Raw genomic sequence first — 18,264 nt, 5'->3', positions numbered from 1 at the left:
CTAACCCCACCTTTCTATAATATTGTCCGAGTTCACAGTTTCAGAAAAACTTAGACTATACTTCCTCATTTGGCTGCTCTACGATTTTCTTTTCTTTTTTTCCAAAAAGAAGCTTCAAACCGCCGCCGATCAGCAGGATACAAACAATAGCTGTTTGGAAATAACGATCAAACCAATATCGAATATCAATATTAATCATGTCATAGATCATTGGTGACACAGCTGGCAGCAAAATATTCGTCGTTAAATAATATAATCCAAGGAGAACAAGCCCGATTCCAAGCCACTTTTGATGATTAATTAAATTGGAAATAATCGGTGTATCTTCCAACGGCTCATTCCCATATTTCGATGCCTTTTGCAGACCATCAAAAAAGCTGTAAAACCATATGATTGGTATTAAGAATAAAAAGATTCCTAAACGCAATACATCCAGAATATAAATCGAGAACAGAAAGGCTGCCATTAATTGAATACCTCGACGTTGCAGGCCAAGATAAAGATGTCCTGCTCCTGGGAAGATAGACAAGAAGGTCGCAATGGATTTGCTTTTCTTTCCACCCTCTCTTCTCATTTCAAAATCCTCAAGGATTGTACGATCGACAAGCTCTTCCCCACGCTGCTTCCGGTTTAACTGTTGGATCGCATCGAAAAAACCGTACACCCAAATAACCGGTAAAATAGCCCAAAACATTAAAAACTCACCTTGGTGTGTAAGAACTGCCACAAAAGTTACCATCACACCAAGTCCAAGGAACGCTGCTAGCAGAGTAATCCCTCTGTTCATCAGACCGAGTTGAAAATGACCCACTCCAGGGATAAAAGATAATAGAATTGTACGGAAACGTTCAAGCTCATGGTCACTTGCCTCTGAACTCTCGGCCGAAAGCTCTTGCTTGTTTTTAAAAAGCTTGGTACCCGTGATAGCCGTATCAACTAAATTGACAATGTAAAGAAAAACCCCTGCAAACACAACAATAAATGCAGCATCCCCAACGGTTACACCGATCACAAAAGTGAGAACGATGAGGAAAATTTCCCCGAACATATACCCAAGTCCCCGTAAGACTTTTCCTAAATACATTAAGCCTCCGCCTGGGAAAAACGCCAGCAGAAAAGCGATAATTGGATTTTTCATCATTTTCCCTCCTTCTTATTTTTTGTCTCTAAGGAATCCATCCAAGCAAAGGTTTTGTTGACAATCCCTTCTGTCATAGAAGTTTCCTTCTCTTTAAAACTTGGACTCTGAACATTTTCAGCATATTTTGTAATCGACTGGAATACTCCTGTCGTCATTAAAAGAATCGTCATAGCAGCAGCAATTGAATAATGGAAAAGAGCTGATTGATAGAAGGATTTACTCTTCTTTCTCACTTGCGGCCTTTCAATATGGTTATTTTTGTATTCCGCAATGGAAGCCATAATAGAATCCGTAAAATCAGCTTCATTTAAAATGATCGGTAAATGGCTTTCCTCCTCCGCTACCGCCTGGAGATACAGATCCAAGCATTGGTCACAGCCATAAAGATGATTTTCAAATCCCTCACGGACATCTTTATTTAACTCATTTTTCACGTATTTCAACCACTCTTCTTTAGAATAATGTTTCATGAAAAATCGTCCTCCTTCCAATGCTTTTTCATCCAGTTACGGGCACGGTACAGCTTTGTCTCAATTGTCTTTACTTGAACATTTTGTTCCTCAGCCATTTGCTGATACGTTTTTTCGGCGATATAAAAATCATAAATGACATTCTGATAATTTTCAGGAAGCTCGTAAAGCTTTTCCCGAACAAGCATCGCTCTTTCTTTAAGAATAACCTCTGTTTCAACGCTTTCTCTTTGCGTCCCAATCGTATCATACTCGATTACATCTATAATATCTTCCTGCCTGCGATCCCGCTTTCTCTTCAAATCAATCGCGTGGTTAACAGCAATTCTTGTAATCCATGTTTTAAAGCCTTGATTCTCATATTGGGGGAGAGAGGTATAAATCTTTAAAAACACTTCTTGAGCAGCATCTTCCGCTTCTTTTTGATCTCTTAAGACGGCATAAATCGTTCGGAACAAATCATTACGGTATTTTTCTACCAAAAGCCGGAAAGCATGGTCGTTGCCGCTCTTTACTTTTTGGATAAGAACTTGGTCGCTAATCTCTCTCTCCCCCTTTCTGACAGCTTCCACCCTAATAGACGAAAGCTAAGTATCATTTCCCTACACGAAAAATAAATTTTTTTAAAAATTTTTTCCGTAAAGTCATGAGTGCTGATGAATCCTAAAATTAGCACAACTCTACCCAATACAAATAAGCTTGGATAAAATCATTCCAAGCGTTGTTAAAGATATGAATGAGAGGTTCCCCAATCATTCTATTATTTTATCGCAGATTAACGGGCAGTAAGACCCCCACTTCAAGGTTGCGAGAGAATTAAAGAAACCTAAGTGGGGATCAACTGCCCGTAAAGGCCCGATTGGTTCAACTAACCATCAGTGGGGGATGAAAGAAAACCCCCACTGATGGAAGTTTCACTTTATCCAAATATAAAAACATAAAGCAATTATTGATAATACAGTAGTTGCTGCATATATTAAAGTTAGATTCGTTGTATTTCTTTTTGTAGAGCTTCGATAATTCGGGTCCCCCTTTGAAATAGCCATTATTGTACTTATGATTGCTATAATAGTGAGGACTATTACCAAAATGATCGCGATACTCATCCTAAATCCACCTCTTAATCTATATTATCCACTTCAAAATAGTGAAAACTTATATTTAACAAAAGATTACCATTCTATTATACGGTCAACAGTGATTTATCTCACATATTTTCAATTTATTAGAAGAACTTGGCGTTCGCCTAGTCCTTCTGGCGAATGCCTTAGTTCTTCTTATGCGATCTTATTAGCAGATATTTAATTGAAAATACACTTTACTTTAGTATGTTAATAATCTTAAACTTTCTTATTAGCTTAGAAAAACTTGGCATTTGCCAAGTCCTTTTTGGCGAATGTCTTAGTATTTCTTATGCGATCTTATTAGCAGATATTTATTTGAAAACACACTTTACTTTAGTATGTTAATAAACTTAAACTTTCTAATTAGCCAAAAAATAACCGCCAACCATAACCATTCCATGATAAAATAAAGTATACTTCCAAGTTTGGAAATCCATAACCATTATTCTCCCATAAGGATGATATGATGACAATATTACTGTTTCTAATTGCTTATTTAATAGGCTCTATCCCTACTGCTCTCCTTGTTGGCAGGATTGCTTTCAATATTGATATTCGTGAGCATGGGAGCAATAATCCTGGAGCCACCAATACGTTGAGGGTACTCGGCAAAAAAGCAGCTATCGTTGTACTGCTAGTAGATGTAGGAAAAGGAGCGCTTGCCGCGAGTCTTCCATTATTACTAGGTGTGGAAATCAATCCTTTATTTACTGGGCTAATCGCTGTTGTTGGTCATTGCTTCCCAATATTTGCAGGATTTCGTGGGGGAAAAGCCATTGCGACCACTGCAGGTGTCCTTCTTGTAACGAATATCTGGATGTTTGCTGCTGCTTATCTTGCGTTTTTCATCGTCATTTATTTTTCGAAATATGTATTTTACGGATCCTTATCTGTCGGACTTACATTACTTATCTACTCTTTCTTCATACCTGGCCGGGAACATGAACTTATATTTTCTATCTTTCTATTATTATTAATTTTTCTCCATCGATCGAATATTAACAATTTTATTCATAAGCAGGAGCCAAAGGTAAATGACAAACGGCTCAAGGATGACCGTATCCCGCCAAAAAATAACGCGAACCGCGCGTAGCTGCTTTGCCCGAATATTGGACAAACCGATATTCGGTTTTTTATTTTTACTTAGTGCCTGCAGCGGAAATCAACAAGGAAGTTAAAAGTTGATTTCTCCTATTATTGTAGATATGTTAAAATAACAACAGGCTTTTTGCCGTATTCTATTCAATCAAGGAGAAGGATTATGTCAAAAATATTTGTATTCGGACACAAAAACCCTGACACAGATTCAATTTGTTCGGCTATTGCGTATGCAGAATTAAAAACTAAATTAGGGGTAGACGCTGAGCCTATCCGCTTAGGTCAAGTAAATGAAGAAACTCAATATGCATTACAATATTTCAAAGCAGAGGCACCTCGATTAGTAGAGGCGGTTTCTAAAGAAGTTAGCGAAGTCATTCTCGTCGATCATAACGAGTTTCAGCAAAGTGCTGACGATATTCGTGATGTGAAGATTCTTGAGGTTATCGATCATCACCGAATCGCAAACTTCGAAACAAGCGACCCGTTATATTATCGTGCAGAGCCAGTTGGGTGTACGGCTACTATCTTGAAAAAGATGTATAAAGAAAACGGCGTTGAAATCAGCAAGGATACTGCTGGTTTGATGCTTTCAGCAATTATTTCAGATTCTCTTCTCTTTAAATCTCCAACATGCACAGAGGAAGATGTAAAAGCAGCACAAGAGCTTGCTGAAATTGCTGGAGTTAATGCTGCAGAATACGGATTAGCAATGCTTAAAGCAGGTGCAAATCTTAGTGATAAGACAATCGAAGAGCTTATTTCTCTTGATGCGAAGGAATTCCAAATGGGTACTTACAAAACGGAAATCGCTCAAGTGAATGCAATCGATTTAAATGATGTTTTAAGCCGTCAAGATGAGCTCGAATCTGTTCTTTCCGAAGTTGTGAAAAAGAAGGAATTAGATTTATTCTTATTTGTCCTTACTGATATCCTAAACAGTGATTCAGTTGCCATTGCCATAGGAAACGAAACAAAGGCTGTTGAAGAAGCTTACAATGTAACACTTGAAAACAACAAAGCATTGTTAAAAGGTGTTGTATCCCGTAAGAAGCAAATCGTACCGGTATTAACGAATGTTTTAGCAGATAAGTAAAAATAAATGGGAGTCTTAAAGTCGTTTTTTCGATTTCAAGACTCCCTTTTTATATACATAATTGCCACTCTAACCACTAGCCATTTTTTAATATGAAGAATTTAAAATCATTTCTGTTTCCTCTATGAGTTCTTTCATCAATTCTTTGACTGTTCTTTCTTTCGCCATTCTAATACCCTGCCCTGCCCATATAGACATAAAGTCAGATTCCTCAAGCTTTGCGGCTTGCTTTCGAATAGGACCCGTCATGTCATTTTGCAGAGGAAATGGCATGGCCGTCTGATCGCGCATCTCCATGATAAACCGATTGCTTATACCTCGTGCAAGCTTTCCTGAAAAGGCTTTTGTAAATGTTGTTTGTTCCTCCGTACTCTTCAAGAGTTTCTGCTTGTAAATAGATGCTGCACCGCTTTCTCTACATGTAAGGAAAGCAGTTCCGAGCTGAACACCTTTTGCGCCGAGAATGATAGATGCTGCGATCCCTCGTGAATCCATGATTCCCCCAGCTGCGATGACAGGCTTGCTTACGGCATCAGCGACTTGAGGGATAAGCGCCATCGAACCAATTAAGCCACTTTCCTCTTGATGAAAGGTTCCCCGATGTCCGCCAGCCTCACTGCCTTGGGCCACAATCATGTCCACGCCACTCTCTTCAAGCTCAAAAGCTTCCCTTACATTTGTAGCTGTTCCGATAATAACGCAGCCCTGCTTGCGAAGATCCTTCATCACTTCTTTATCAGGAATTCCAAATGTAAAGCTGCATACAGGAATCTTTGCTCTAAGAACCTCTTCCACTTGGTCTTCATATAAAGCTTGGTAATTTTTTTCTTGAGCAATCGGAGTTTCTTCGACTCCTAATTCCTTTCCATAAGCGTTTAACTTATGTGTCATAGCTGCTAAAACTTCGTCTGCATATATTCCTTTTACATTTGGAACAAACAAATTCACTCCGAATGGTCGATCTGTTAATCTTCTAATTTCATTTATTGCTTCCTTTATTTCCTCAGGCTTCATATACCCTGCCCCAAGATTTCCTAGCCCACCGCAGTTTGATGTATCGCTGATCAGCGCTGGTGTTGTGATTCCCCCTGCCATCGGTGCTTGAAAAATTGGATAAGAAATACCGAGCATTTCTGTCAATTCATTCTTATTCCAGCCCAATGCACACACACACCCTTATAAGAGAATTATTTTATTATCGTATCGCAAATACTTTTCGCTACAGCATGCCAAAGATTTTCGTCAACCTGGTAGGTAGCCAATAACCTTTTGTACATCGCCAATTGTTGCTCTTTAAAATCAGGTTTATCCTGAGAAGGAAGCTGGCTCCGTTCTTGATCAACAAGGTCTTGAAGCTCCTTCGCCCGTGGTCCCCATACCGCCTGCTCTTCACCATTCTCATTGATAAAAATAAATATTGGAATCGCACGAGATGTTCCGTTTGTTAAATATTGATCCATTAATTCAAGGTTTTGGTCCCTTAATAAAAAACGGACCTCCATGCCAATCTCCTCGGCAATTTTCAAAAGTATTGGATTGTTTAACAGCGCATCTCCACACCAGTCTTCCGATAAGACAATTGCTTTTAATCCTTTATCTTTAAGAGATGCCAGGATTTCCTTTTCCCCGTCAGAAAGGGAAAATTGTTCAAGTATTTGACTCATTTCATTCTGATTCACTTTCATGCCTGTCATATACTGATCCGCAGTTAATCCTTTTTCAAACCACTGATTTAAGCTCATAATAAACCTCCTACTTTACCTTTATTTCTTTCCTTATTATGACATATCACTTATAAATAAGCGAAGCATTCGAACCTGTTTTCAGCTTCTAAACACTATGTCACTATTTGCAAGATTAGCAGGTTCTTTCCTAGGAAATAAAAGCGGAATATGGAAAAATAGTAAGAAAAATGTCAAAAGGCTGATGGAATAGCCATCAGCCCTTCTTTTTAATCCATCATTCGCTTTCTAAAAACCACGATCGCGATGGCAAATATAACAACGATTGAAGCTAAGATAACAGCAAGATTAAACCATACATCTGCTAAACCAGCACCTGAATGAACCTTATTTGCTATTTCAATTAGCTGTAAATTCGGTAAATACTCAGTCACTTTTAGAATTGGAAACGATTCTGCTAAAACTGTTAAAAATGAACCGAAAGAAAAGAACCCAATAAATGGTAAAATGATAACTGACGCTTCCATAACTGATTTTGTTACTAAACCAAGCACTGTTCCAAGACCAATATAGAAAATAGTAGATAGAGCCAAAGCAAGTGAGATAACAAGTAAATTTTCAGGCTTATAATCCTGTAAAAATGCGCAAGCAACAAGCATAATGAACGTTGCAATAAAACTTAAAAGACTCTTTCCTATCAATATATCCATCGTACTCGCTGGTGAAAGCATAAGGCCACGCAACGTATTCTTCTCCTTTTCTTCTGCAATAAGACAACATTGTACATAAGCTGCCACCATACATAATGTCATATTAAATAACATATAATGCATATTAATATTGTCTATTCCATCCATTCCCCAGAGTGCAGCCAAAGCAAGTGGCATTAATACGGATACGGATACATATAAATTTTTACTAACATCTTTATAATCTTTTTGAAAAATGGCTAATGAACGTTTAATTGAAAATGTCATGATAATTTCCTCCCTGTTACCTCTACAAAAATATCACCAAGTGTAGGTTCGTTTGAATAGATTGAAACAACCTTATTTTCCGACATATAATTGTACATCGTTTGTGCGCCTTCAGCTCCACGATCGATAATTTCCTTGCTGCCATCCGCTAACTCTACTGTTATCGTATTATCTGCAAATTTTTTCCTTAGAGCCTTCGGTGAATCAAGTAATTGAATCTTTCCTTCATTTAAAAATGCTACACGATCACAGAGTGTTTCCGCTTCGTTCATATCATGTGTCGTTAAAAATATCGTTGTTCCTTGCTCTTTCAGATTTTCCAATCCTTTATAAATATGCTTTGTATTTACTGGGTCAAGTGCTGATGTTGGTTCATCCAGGAATAGCAGATCTGGCTTATGTAGAAATGCCCTCGCTAAGGTTACACGCTGCAACATACCTTTTGAAAGCTTAGAAATAACCTTCTTTTTCGCATCTTTTAAATTTACCATATCAAGAACTTCATCAATGCGAGTATATGGGACATCGTAAAGATCACAGTAAAGCTTTAAATTATCATAAACTGTAAGGCGAACGTAAAGACCGCTATTATCGGTTAGCACACCAATTCTTTTACGGTAACCTGCTTCCTTGAACTTTGAAGCTGGTACTCCAAATACAAGAGCCTCTCCGTCCGTTTGTGCTAATTGCGCGGTTAAGATTTTAATAGTAGTTGTTTTTCCAGAACCACTTGGTCCTAAAAATCCGAATGTCTCTCCTTTTTTTACGTTAAATGAAACATCCTTTAATGCTGGCTGATTTGAAAACATTTTGGCTAAACCTGATACTTCAATAATATTCTCCATGTTCATCCTCCTGTGAAGATTTAATTGATTTGTTATGCTTATCTAACTTCATCGCCTCCCCCCCGACGTATTAGTTGTCGGTATGGCGCTTCCGTTTTTCGCTATGCCTTAATAGTAAAGAACAAATCACATCTGCACATTATTATTCCGATGAAAAGAGTTATTTTGGAGGTGAATGGAGAGTATTTTAGGTGAAATGGAGCTTATTTAAGCCCCAACATTGTCTTTAATTCTGCCATTTTTGTTTTCGATAAGGGAATCGATGACTTTTTGGCATCGCCTAATACTAATGTAAAGCTATTTCTTGTCCAGGTCACAACCTCACGAACCTTTTGCAAATTCACAATATAAGAACGATGACATCTGAAAAATCCATAAGGGTGCAATCGATTTTCTAGCTCAGTCATCGTAAATACACTTGGATACATTTCACCTTTAATATAAATATTGGACTGTCCATCCCTGCTTTCAATATAATCAATTTCTGGTGGATCAAATAAAACGATTTTATCATTCACCTTCGTTGGGATTTTTTCAAATCGAACTGGCTGAATGATGATTTCTTCTTCGTTTTCCTGCGTTAAGACTTCTTCTTGTAAGCCAGTCATTTCCTCATTAGCAGTTTCATCTTCCGATCTAACATCAAGAGCATGCAAGCCTGTATCATCTAAGCGATAAACCTGATCCGTAATCGAAAGTGCACTTTCCATATTACTTGTTAGCATTAATACAGCCTTCCCTTTTTGCTTCAGCTCCCGTACCATCTTCAAAAATACACGCTTTGTCTCCAAATCGATATTTTGATCTGGCTCCTCAAAAACAAATAAGGTAGGATTCTGAATTAGCAAACGACCAAAAATAGCCCTTCTCTTTTCCGATTTTGATAATTTATCTAATCTTACATTTCGCTTCGTCTCAAGTTGAACGATATGCAATCCTTCATCAATAGAAAAGTCCGATTCATATAATTTTTGAAAAAAAGAAAAGTTCTCCTTTACACTTAACCTTTCATACAACTCATCATCTAAACAGAAAAAGCCGACCTCAGAGAAAAAATCTCTTTTCGACAGCTTTACATTTTTCTTATTAACGAGTATCTCTCCATTAGAAATTGGGATTTCACCCATAAATTGTTTTAATAAACTTGTCCGCACATTCGTACTAGTATGAATAGCAATCACTTCAGACTCTGAAACTTCTAAACTAAATGATGGAAATACTATATTATGCTCGTCATGTTTTTCAAGACCGTTAATCTCTAAGATGCCCATTATCTATCACCTTGGTATCGTATTTTTTAAAAATAAGAATTATGTAAGCATAGTGTTAATACATAAATTTCCCACTTGGTAATTATAACCGATAATTAGTAATTTCTTCTATCTAAAATTATTTAAAAATTTCATTGTAGATTAATATTTTATTTGACCCATCTAAATATTTCTCTTTTCCAAATGTCATTTTTTATCCGATTATAGAAAATCATATCTTTTCCTAGGAAATATTTAAATATAATTGTCGAAATAGTTTAAATTTTATGCAAAATACATCATATAACATAATTGCAACCGTAAGTTGACAAATCGCATTTGTGATAATATGGAATATAAAGGAATGTTTTCATATAATTTAGTTATCAAACAAAGGAGGTCATATATTTGGCATTTAGTGAAAAACTTTATAAGTTAAGAAAAGAAAAAGGCCTTTCTCAAGAGGCTTTAGCTGAAAAATTAAACACCTCAAGGCAGGCTATTAGTAAATGGGAAAATGGTCAAGGGTTTCCTGAAACTGAAAAACTTCTAATGATCGGAAACATTTTTGAGGTATCTATTGATTATTTGTTAAAAGATACTGTTGAGCAAAGTCATGAAAATGAACAAGGATATTATGTTAGCAGAGAAATGGCAGAGGGGTTTTTATTGCATGAACGTAAAACTTCTAAATATATTGCTTTAGGAATGAGCCTGCTTATTTTAGTAACAGTACCATATATAATTTTTAAACATGATCCAGCCATTTATACTTTCCTTATCATTATTATTGCTGTGCTTGGTATTGGAGCGCTTATGGCGGCAGCAGTTATAGATGAAGGTAATAAATATAAAATTCTTAGAAAAGAGACCTTGCTATTTGACCAGAATTATCATAAAGAGTTGACAGCAAGATATGAAAATATGAAAAAGCGGTATGCTCCAGTGATGATCCTTTCATTTTGTATTATTGCAGCAGGCGGACTACCCTTTATATTAGAAGAGAAAGAGATAACTTCAGGATTTTTAGTGCCTTATTATCCGTATTGTGTCGCTTTAATGGCTGTTGGTGCCTATATTTTCATCCGTACAGTAGCAATATTAGATACATATAAACTACTGGTAATAAATGAGGAGCATACTAATCGCTTAAGTTATAAGATAAGAAAAAAAGTGAAAGAAAAGCTTGATAATTTTTAATAAAAACGATCAGAGCAAAAAAATAAACAGTGGAGGGATGACAAAATCCCCTCCACTGTTTGAATTTTCACTATAAATTAACGTTTCTTTAATTCTTCTAATAAAAGCTTGTTTACTAAAGGAGGGTTTGCCTGTCCTTTTGTTGCTTTCATGATTTGGCCAACAAAGAAGCCAAGCGCTTTCTCTTTGCCGTTTTTATAATCGTCAATGATTTTCGGATTATTATCCATGACTTCGTTAATAATTTTCAGAAGTGCACCTTCATCAGAAATTTGGACAAGTCCTTTTTCTTTTACGATCTGCTCAGCATCGCCGCCGTTTTCAATTAGTTCCTTAAAAACGGTTTTAGCAATTTTAGAAGAAATCGTTCCATTTTCAATAAGCTTAATCATACCAGCAAGGCCAGCAGGAGTCAGTGCCGTTTCATCAAGCTCTTTTTGCTCAGCCTTTAAGTAGGCAGATACTTCACCCATAAGCCAGTTGGAAGCCTGTTTTGCTTCTGCACCAGCAGCGACTGTCGCTTCAAAGAAATCTGCCATTTCCTTTGTAACCGTTAAAACAGCTGCATCATATGCAGGCAAGCCAAGATCTTCTACATAACGTTTTTTCCTTGCATCTGGAAGTTCAGGAATTTCTGCCTGAATTCTAGCTTTCCATTCTTCATCAATATGAATATCTAATAAATCTGGCTCAGGAAAGTAACGATAATCATCCGATCCTTCTTTTACACGCATGAGGATGGTTGTATTTGTCGCTTCATCATAACGGAGTGTTTCCTGACCGATCACACCGCCAGAACGGATGATTTCTTCCTGACGCTTCTCTTCATATTCAAGACCTTTTCGAACAAAGTTGAAAGAGTTTAGGTTTTTCAACTCTGTTTTCGTACCGAATTCTTTTTGGCCAACTGGGCGAATGGAAATATTCGCATCACAGCGCAGAGATCCTTCCTCCATCTTACAATCAGAAACACCTGTATATTGGATAATCGATTTCAACTTTTCAAGATATGCATACGCTTCATTTGGTGTACGAATATCTGGCTCAGAAACGATCTCAATAAGCGGTGTGCCTTGGCGGTTATAATCCACTAATGAATAACCGTTACCATGTGTCAGTTTCCCAGCATCTTCCTCCATATGGATACGCGTAATTCCGATCTTTTTCTTATAACCGTCTACTTCGATTTCAATCCAGCCATGTTCACCGATCGGCTTGTCAAATTGAGAGATTTGATAAGCTTTCGGATTGTCTGGGTAAAAATAGTTTTTACGGTCAAATTTAGTGACTGGCGCAATCTCACAGTTAAGCGCCATCGCTGCTTTCATGCCATATTCAACGACTTTCTTATTTAAGACGGGCAGCACACCTGGATAACCAAGGTCAATAACAGTTGTATTTGTATTCGGCTCTGCACCGAAATGGTTCGGGCTGCTCGAGAAAATTTTTGAGTCTGTCTTTAATTCAACGTGAACTTCAAGGCCAATAACCGTTTCAAATTCCATTTGTTCTCCCCCCTTACAGTACCGGTTTTTGTTTATGATAATCTGTTGCCTGTTCAAAGGCATGTGCTGCTCGATAAACAGTGCTTTCATCGAAATGCTTTCCAATGATTTGCAAACCAAGTGGCAAACCATTAGCAAATCCGCATGGAACTGAAATTCCAGGGACACCTGCAAGGTTGACAGGAATGGTTAAAATATCATTTGCATACATTGTAAGCGGATCATCGATATTCTCGCCAATTTTGAAGGCAGGCGTAGGTGTTGTCGGCCCAATAATAACATCATATTTATTGAAAACCTCATCAAAGTCATTTTTGATAAGAGTACGTACCTTTTGGGCCTTTTTATAATAAGCATCATAATAGCCTGAGCTCAATGCAAAGGTTCCAAGCATGATGCGACGTTTCACTTCATCACCAAAGCCTTCAGCACGAGACTTCTTATATAAATCAAGCAGGTTTTTCGGATCATCTGTTCTATATCCATAACGAACTCCGTCAAATCTCGCAAGATTCGCAGAAGCTTCAGATGATGATAATAAATAATAAGTCGCTAAGGCATATTTAGAATGAGGAAGCGATACTTCTTCCCAAGTAGCTCCTAACTTTTCAAGAACCTTTAAAGCATCTAAAACAGATTGGCGTGCTTCTTCGGATACTCCTTCTCCTAAATACTCCTTCGGTACAGCAATTTTCAATCCTTTAACGTCACCAGTTAATGATTGCACAAAATTTGGAACATCGATATTTGCTGAAGTAGAGTCCATCGAATCTAGTCCGGAAATGGCCTGTAATAAGTACGCATTGTCTTCAACAGTACGTGTAATCGGTCCAATTTGGTCAAGTGAAGAAGCAAATGCAACAAGGCCAAAGCGTGAAACACGGCCATATGTCGGCTTCAAACCAACTACTCCACAGAATGCAGCAGGCTGTCTAATAGAGCCTCCTGTATCTGAGCCTAATGAAAACAGAACTTCCCCGGAAGCGACTGAAGCAGCTGAACCGCCTGAAGATCCGCCCGGCACTGTTTCGAGATTCCAAGGGTTACGCGTTTTTTGGTATGCTGAATTTTCATTAGATGAACCCATTGCAAATTCATCCATATTTAATTTTCCAATTGTAATCGTTTCTGCCTGATGTAATTTTTGAACGACTGTCGCATCATAAATCGGATCGAAGTTCTCTAATATCTTACTTGCACACGTTGTACGCAAGCCTTTCGTCACGATATTATCCTTAACACCAATCGGCATTCCAAAGAGAAGCCCTTTTGATTCATCTGTTCCTAGTTTTTCATCCATTTTGCCCGCTGTTTCACGAGCTTTTTCTTCATCTAATGTTAAAAAGGCTTGTACCTTTTCATCCACTTCGCCAATACGCTTATAGGACTCATCCACTAGATCCGTTACTTTTATTTCTTTTTTATGTAAAAGCTCATGTAAATCGGATACTTTATGATCAAATAAACTCAATGTATTTCCCCCCTTACTCCATAATGGACGGTACTTTCACTTGTCCGTCCTGATGCTCTGGTGCATTTTTCAGAACCTCAGACTGTGGCAATCCTTCTTGAGGCTTGTCTTCTCTCATAACATTCTTCATATCTAAGACATGGGAAGTTGGCTCCACATGATCGGTATTTATTTCATTTAACTCCTCAGCGAATGAAATCATCGCATCAAGCTGTTTCTTAAACATTTCAGCCTCTTCTTCTGTTATAGCCAATCTTGCCAAGTTCGCAACATGCTTTACCTGATCGGTAGAAATTCTAGACATTTCGTGACACCTCCAAAAGTGTTCGTTTCATTGACACAATAATATTGATAATATCAAACTTTCACACGTTAAAGCAATATGTTGTATAAGTATAAAACCAGTACTCCTGCCATTTTACCACGAGTTTAGGCAATTCGCAGTTATTTGTTGTATGGGTATGTTTACTAACTAAGTTAGTAGAAAAACAGGAGCATTGATTGACTCATTGGTACCGGTTTCTTACTTTAATAAGAAAAACGGGTTCATTGATCGACTCATTGTTACTGGTTTTTATCTTTAATAAGAAAAACGGGTTCATTGATTCTCCCAAAACCGCTTAATCTAAAAAAAGGAGCCAATCGACTCCCTTTTCAACGCTTTGAAAAAAGCGAAAAAAATCCTTTTTTCTTCTTATTTTTTGCTGGCTCTTTTTTCGGGTCTTCCTTTGTTACATAAATTTCTTCTTTATCTATTGCATAGTCATAAGCAAGGGCTAAGCCGATCTCTGAATTATAGTTATTATTTGTGACCATTGTAAATTCCACGTTGTACTTAGACGCTAATTTCGTATATTTCGATAGCTCCGAATAACTCATATTCCCATTTAAATAAAGGTGAGCCTTCTGATTTTTATTAAGGGCCTCTTCAACTTGTGGATAGATGCCATCCTCCCTAATTTGCGACTGTTTGAGAGCAATGACAATTCTCTCTCTAAGGGTACCTAGGAATATTCTCCGTTCATCAGGCTTCGTTTGTTTCTCACCGTGTATTCCTTGAAGGATATAATCATCGATGTTATTAGACAAAGAAAAACCTCCTACTCAAATCTTTTTTTTTAAAAGGTCCGAATTCACAATGCATGAACGATATATTTAAAAAGAAAGGCTACTAATATGTATGAATAATTTGATCATGTGGTGCTTTGTTATGATGTAACAAATTACGTATCTCTATTATTCTTTAGCCATTTATAATTCAACCTTAACATAAAGGCTCTTAAAAAGAAAAAAACCTCCCTTCTTTCGAAGAGAGGAGCAAATGGGAGAAAAAAATAGTTAAACATCACGATAGAATGGTTGAATACAATAAAGCAAATAACTTAATTATGCTTACTGTTTTGCTACAGTAAATTGTGCTTCCTCCGTTGAACCTTTTAAGGCAGTCGTTGAAGATGTTCCGCCTGAAATCGTCATAGAAACTTGATCGAAATAGCCTGTACCCACCTCCCTTTGGTGTCTAGTTGCAGTATAACCATGCTCTTCGCTTGCAAATTCAGCTTGCTGTAATTCCGAGTAGGCAGCCATGCCACGATCCTTGTAGCCTTTAGCTAATTCGAACATGCTATGATTAAGGGCATGGAAACCAGCTAGTGTAACGAATTGGAATTTGTAGCCCATTTTACCGAGCTCAATTTGGAACTTCGCAATTGTTTCATCATCCAGCTTGCTCTTCCAGTTAAATGATGGAGAGCAGTTATAGGCTAATAGCTTACTAGGGAACTTTTCATGAATCGCTTCAGCAAACTGTCTTGCTTCCTCAAGATTAGGCTCTGCTGTCTCACACCAAACAAGGTCTGCATATGGAGCATATGCCAAGCCTCTTGCAATCGCTTGATCAAGTCCTGCTTTTACCCTGAAAAATCCTTCTGGTGTTCGATCGCCAGTAATGAAAGGTGCATCATATGGATCAACATCACTCGTAATTAAATCTGCCGCATTTGCATCTGTACGGGCCACAACTAGAGTTGGTACTCCCATCACATCTGCTGCTAATCTAGCCGCAATTAAATTCTTAACTGCTGTTTGCGTTGGAAGTAAAACTTTTCCTCCAAGATGTCCACATTTTTTCTCAGATGATAGCTGATCCTCGAAATGAACCCCTGCTGCTCCTGCCTCTATCATACCTTTCATTAATTCAAACACATTCAGCTGTCCACCGAAACCTGCTTCTGCATCAGCTACGATCGGCGCAAACCAATCAATAGATGAGTCGCCTTCCATATGATGAATTTGGTCTGCACGCTGTAAAGCTTGGTTAATCCTTTTTACTACACTTGGGACGCTATTTGCTGGATATAAGCTTTGGTCCGGGTACATATGCCCTGATAAATTGGCATCTGCCGCTACTTGCCATCCGCTTAAATAGATCGCTTTCAAACCTGCTTTTACTTGCTGGACTGCCTGATTCCCTGTTAATGCACCTAATGCATGAACAAAGTCCTCTTCATTCACAAGCTTCCATAGCTTTTCTGCCCCTCTGCGAGCAAGTGTATATTCAATGTCGATGGAGCCTCTTAATTGAATGACCTCCTCGGCAGAATAAGGTCTTTCAATCCCCTTCCAACGCTCATCCATTTCCCAGCTTTCCTGTAGTTGCTGTACTCTTGATTCTGACATTCGATTGATCCTCCTTCAATTTTCTTCATTTCATTGAAATGTATATGAGCGCTCTTGCTGTTATATTACAACAAACTTTTCTTGCTTTTTATTATATAACAGAATTCAAAGAAAATGAACTCCTATTTTAAAAATTTTTAGAAAATTATATTTGTTTAATAAGGAAATTTATTTTCTAAATTCAATTGCGTCGTTTCTGTTACAAATATTAATAATTAAATTATAATAATTATTAAAAGAGTTTGACTTTCATATAGTACTAATATTATTATTGTAGTAATAACACATATAACATGAAATAAATTATCGGAGGTTTTAATATTGTCTAAACCTGAAATTATTGTTTATAGCAGTACTGGCTGTCCCTATTGTGAAAAAGTAAAATCTGCTTTGAAGGACTGGGGATTTGAATATGAAGAACGTAATGCATCCATACATAAGGAATATTTTGATCAGCTAAAAGAGCGTAAAATCTTCGGAACTCCTGCCACTTTAATTAATGGAAAGCTTGTATTGGGCTTCCAAGAGAAGAAGTTTAGAAAACTACTCGATATAACAGATGAAACAGCCTCTGTTGCAGTAGACACTTCTAAAGGAGATACTCCTAAAGAAAATACAGATACTATTTTCCAATCCATTAATGAAAGAGTCCTTGATGAGGTTTATGATTTTGTGACCATTGGCGGCGGTCCAGCTGGAGCTTCAGCTGCACTTTACGCAGCACGAGGAAAGTTAAAAACCCTTGTAATTGATAAGGCACCAAAGGCAGGGACGCTGGCAATTACACATAAAATCGCAAACTATCCAGGTGTAAGAGAAGAGTTAACAGGACTAGAACTTTTAGAAAGAATGCAGGCTCAAGCGAAGGATTTCGGAGCAGAATTTGTACGTTCGACTGTACTTTCAGTAGATTTTTCTGATGAAATTAAGAAAATTGAAGTCGCAGAAGGAATTATTAAAGCCAAAAGCGTCTTTATTGCAGTTGGAGCAAAAGCTCCTTCGAGTAAAATTAAAGGAGAAGAAGAATTTACAGGACGTGGGGTAAGCTACTGTTCAACATGTGATGCTGCCTTTTATCAGGATCAGGTTGTCACCGTAGTAGGTGATAATGAAGAAGCAATCCATGAAGCTGAAACACTAGCTAAGTACTGCAAAACTGTTAGACTATTAATTCCAACTGAAAAGCTAAAAGGCGACGTAGTCTTTACTCAGCTTGAGAATCAACCAAATGTCGAAATCTATAGACGCCATCGTTTAAGAGAAATTACTGGAACTGATAGCGTTGAGAAAATTATCATTCTAAATGATAAAAAAGAAGAGCAAACCTGGGAAAGTGATGGAGTTTTCTTGTACCTTGGCGGAATGAAACCAGGAACGGACTTCCTAAATGACTCTGTCAAGAGAGATGAAGAAGGTTATGTAGTTGTTGATGATCATTTGCGTACAAGTGCTGAAGGTGTTTTCGCTGGCGGGGATGCACGAAGAACACCTATTAAACAAGCAGTCATTTCTGCTGCAGACGGAGCGATTGCTGCATTAAGTGCAGAACAGCATGTTAATAAGAGGACAAAGCTACGCCCACAGTATAGCTAACAAAAAGCAGGATTCAGATTGACCTGCGAGCTTATGAATCAATCTAATTATTACTAACCCAATCTATGTTTTGTGTATAACGCATGGCTATCCATGCGTTTTTTATTTTTTATCCCAACTTTAGTTTGATTTT

General features: G+C 37.6%; 18 protein-coding genes. 4 read left to right on the top strand and 14 right to left on the bottom strand.

Annotation, left to right across the window (positions count from 1 at the left end; all coding sequences use genetic code 11):
• Positions 1-55: 55 nt before the first annotated feature.
• From FSZ17_RS03945 to FSZ17_RS03930, 4 genes are all read right to left on the bottom strand, one after another.
• A complete protein-coding gene (locus FSZ17_RS03945) occupies positions 56-1,141 on the bottom strand; it encodes a hypothetical protein (protein ID WP_057775772.1) in 1,086 nt (361 codons plus the stop codon).
• Positions 1,138-1,611: an anti-sigma factor gene (locus FSZ17_RS03940; RefSeq protein WP_057775771.1), complete on the bottom strand. Its 474-nt coding sequence runs from the start codon at positions 1,609-1,611 to the stop codon at positions 1,138-1,140. Before FSZ17_RS03940 ends, FSZ17_RS03945 begins: the two co-directional genes overlap by 4 nt.
• Complete coding sequence (locus FSZ17_RS03935) at positions 1,608-2,183, bottom strand: RNA polymerase sigma factor (protein ID WP_057775770.1); 576 nt, start codon at positions 2,181-2,183, stop codon at positions 1,608-1,610. The genes FSZ17_RS03940 and FSZ17_RS03935 overlap by 4 nt, the downstream gene beginning before the upstream one ends.
• Positions 2,184-2,525: 342 nt before the next feature.
• The gene (locus FSZ17_RS03930; RefSeq protein ID WP_057775769.1) at positions 2,526-2,717 is read right to left on the bottom strand and encodes a hypothetical protein; all 192 of its coding nucleotides are present in this window, start codon (positions 2,715-2,717) and stop codon (positions 2,526-2,528) included.
• 484 nt (positions 2,718-3,201) lie between these two features.
• Here FSZ17_RS03930 and plsY point away from each other — a divergent pair, with 484 nt between their 5' ends.
• Positions 3,202-3,828, top strand: coding sequence for a glycerol-3-phosphate 1-O-acyltransferase PlsY (gene plsY / locus FSZ17_RS03925; RefSeq protein WP_057775768.1), 627 nt, complete (start codon positions 3,202-3,204; stop codon positions 3,826-3,828).
• 168 nt (positions 3,829-3,996) lie between these two features.
• The gene (locus FSZ17_RS03920; RefSeq protein ID WP_057775767.1) at positions 3,997-4,929 is read left to right on the top strand and encodes a manganese-dependent inorganic pyrophosphatase; all 933 of its coding nucleotides are present in this window, start codon (positions 3,997-3,999) and stop codon (positions 4,927-4,929) included.
• A gap of 87 nt (positions 4,930-5,016) precedes the next feature.
• Here the strand turns inward: FSZ17_RS03920 and FSZ17_RS03915 are convergent, their stop codons facing one another.
• The 5 genes from FSZ17_RS03915 to FSZ17_RS03895 form a co-directional block, all read right to left on the bottom strand.
• Positions 5,017-6,090 (bottom strand): NAD(P)H-dependent flavin oxidoreductase, encoded by a 1,074-nt coding sequence (locus tag FSZ17_RS03915; protein ID WP_057775766.1) that lies wholly within the window; start codon positions 6,088-6,090, stop codon positions 5,017-5,019.
• Between the two features lie 26 nt (positions 6,091-6,116).
• Positions 6,117-6,671: a thioredoxin family protein gene (locus FSZ17_RS03910; protein ID WP_057775765.1), complete on the bottom strand. Its 555-nt coding sequence runs from the start codon at positions 6,669-6,671 to the stop codon at positions 6,117-6,119.
• Between the two features lie 209 nt (positions 6,672-6,880).
• Entirely contained in the window at positions 6,881-7,588 is a 708-nt protein-coding gene (locus tag FSZ17_RS03905) for an ABC transporter permease (RefSeq protein ID WP_057775764.1), read from the bottom strand.
• Positions 7,585-8,433: an ABC transporter ATP-binding protein gene (locus FSZ17_RS03900; protein ID WP_057775763.1), complete on the bottom strand. Its 849-nt coding sequence runs from the start codon at positions 8,431-8,433 to the stop codon at positions 7,585-7,587. The genes FSZ17_RS03905 and FSZ17_RS03900 overlap by 4 nt, the downstream gene beginning before the upstream one ends.
• A gap of 203 nt (positions 8,434-8,636) precedes the next feature.
• Entirely contained in the window at positions 8,637-9,704 is a 1,068-nt protein-coding gene (locus FSZ17_RS03895; RefSeq protein WP_057775762.1) for a LytTR family transcriptional regulator DNA-binding domain-containing protein, read from the bottom strand.
• Positions 9,705-10,091: 387 nt separating this feature from the next.
• Here FSZ17_RS03895 and FSZ17_RS03890 point away from each other — a divergent pair, with 387 nt between their 5' ends.
• Positions 10,092-10,883 carry a helix-turn-helix domain-containing protein gene (locus FSZ17_RS03890; RefSeq protein WP_057775761.1) on the top strand — a complete coding sequence of 264 codons (792 nt, stop codon included), beginning with the start codon at positions 10,092-10,094 and terminating at the stop codon, positions 10,881-10,883.
• A gap of 77 nt (positions 10,884-10,960) precedes the next feature.
• Here the strand turns inward: FSZ17_RS03890 and gatB are convergent, their stop codons facing one another.
• The 5 genes from gatB to aceA form a co-directional block, all read right to left on the bottom strand.
• A complete protein-coding gene (gene gatB / locus FSZ17_RS03885; protein WP_057775760.1) occupies positions 10,961-12,388 on the bottom strand; it encodes an Asp-tRNA(Asn)/Glu-tRNA(Gln) amidotransferase subunit GatB in 1,428 nt (475 codons plus the stop codon).
• 13 nt (positions 12,389-12,401) lie between these two features.
• Positions 12,402-13,859, bottom strand: coding sequence for an Asp-tRNA(Asn)/Glu-tRNA(Gln) amidotransferase subunit GatA (gene gatA, locus FSZ17_RS03880; RefSeq protein WP_057775759.1), 1,458 nt, complete (start codon positions 13,857-13,859; stop codon positions 12,402-12,404).
• Between the two features lie 13 nt (positions 13,860-13,872).
• Positions 13,873-14,163 (bottom strand): Asp-tRNA(Asn)/Glu-tRNA(Gln) amidotransferase subunit GatC, encoded by a 291-nt coding sequence (gene gatC, locus FSZ17_RS03875; protein ID WP_057775758.1) that lies wholly within the window; start codon positions 14,161-14,163, stop codon positions 13,873-13,875.
• 350 nt (positions 14,164-14,513) lie between these two features.
• Positions 14,514-14,948, bottom strand: coding sequence for a YueI family protein (locus tag FSZ17_RS03870; protein WP_057775757.1), 435 nt, complete (start codon positions 14,946-14,948; stop codon positions 14,514-14,516).
• A gap of 303 nt (positions 14,949-15,251) precedes the next feature.
• Entirely contained in the window at positions 15,252-16,538 is a 1,287-nt protein-coding gene (gene aceA, locus FSZ17_RS03865; RefSeq protein ID WP_057775756.1) for an isocitrate lyase, read from the bottom strand.
• Positions 16,539-16,859: 321 nt separating this feature from the next.
• Here aceA and FSZ17_RS03860 point away from each other — a divergent pair, with 321 nt between their 5' ends.
• A complete protein-coding gene (locus tag FSZ17_RS03860; RefSeq protein WP_082625375.1) occupies positions 16,860-18,131 on the top strand; it encodes an FAD-dependent oxidoreductase in 1,272 nt (423 codons plus the stop codon).
• The last annotated feature ends 133 nt before the right edge of the window (positions 18,132-18,264 follow it).

It is taken from the genome of Cytobacillus dafuensis (assembly GCF_007995155.1).
In the GTDB taxonomy this organism is placed as follows: domain Bacteria; phylum Bacillota; class Bacilli; order Bacillales; family Cytobacillaceae; genus Cytobacillus; species Cytobacillus dafuensis.
The sequence above is the reverse complement of the archived record's forward strand: the minus strand, read 5'-3'. Positions and strand labels throughout refer to the sequence as shown.

Bases quoted from the DNA above. Each gene is read 5' to 3' on its own strand.
- FSZ17_RS03945 (WP_057775772.1), bottom strand. From the start codon at position 1,141: ATGATGAAAAATCCAATTATCGCTTTTCTGCTGGCGTTTTTCCCAGGC.
- FSZ17_RS03940 (WP_057775771.1), bottom strand. From the start codon at position 1,611: ATGAAACATTATTCTAAAGAAGAGTGGTTGAAATACGTGAAAAATGAG.
- FSZ17_RS03930 (WP_057775769.1), bottom strand. From the start codon at position 2,717: ATGAGTATCGCGATCATTTTGGTAATAGTCCTCACTATTATAGCAATC.
- plsY (WP_057775768.1), top strand. From the start codon at position 3,202: ATGACAATATTACTGTTTCTAATTGCTTATTTAATAGGCTCTATCCCT.
- FSZ17_RS03920 (WP_057775767.1), top strand. From the start codon at position 3,997: ATGTCAAAAATATTTGTATTCGGACACAAAAACCCTGACACAGATTCA.
- FSZ17_RS03910 (WP_057775765.1), bottom strand. From the start codon at position 6,671: ATGAGCTTAAATCAGTGGTTTGAAAAAGGATTAACTGCGGATCAGTAT.
- FSZ17_RS03905 (WP_057775764.1), bottom strand. From the start codon at position 7,588: ATGACATTTTCAATTAAACGTTCATTAGCCATTTTTCAAAAAGATTAT.
- FSZ17_RS03900 (WP_057775763.1), bottom strand. From the start codon at position 8,433: ATGGAGAATATTATTGAAGTATCAGGTTTAGCCAAAATGTTTTCAAAT.
- FSZ17_RS03895 (WP_057775762.1), bottom strand. From the start codon at position 9,704: ATGGGCATCTTAGAGATTAACGGTCTTGAAAAACATGACGAGCATAAT.
- gatB (WP_057775760.1), bottom strand. From the start codon at position 12,388: ATGGAATTTGAAACGGTTATTGGCCTTGAAGTTCACGTTGAATTAAAG.
- gatC (WP_057775758.1), bottom strand. From the start codon at position 14,163: ATGTCTAGAATTTCTACCGATCAGGTAAAGCATGTTGCGAACTTGGCA.
- aceA (WP_057775756.1), bottom strand. From the start codon at position 16,538: ATGTCAGAATCAAGAGTACAGCAACTACAGGAAAGCTGGGAAATGGAT.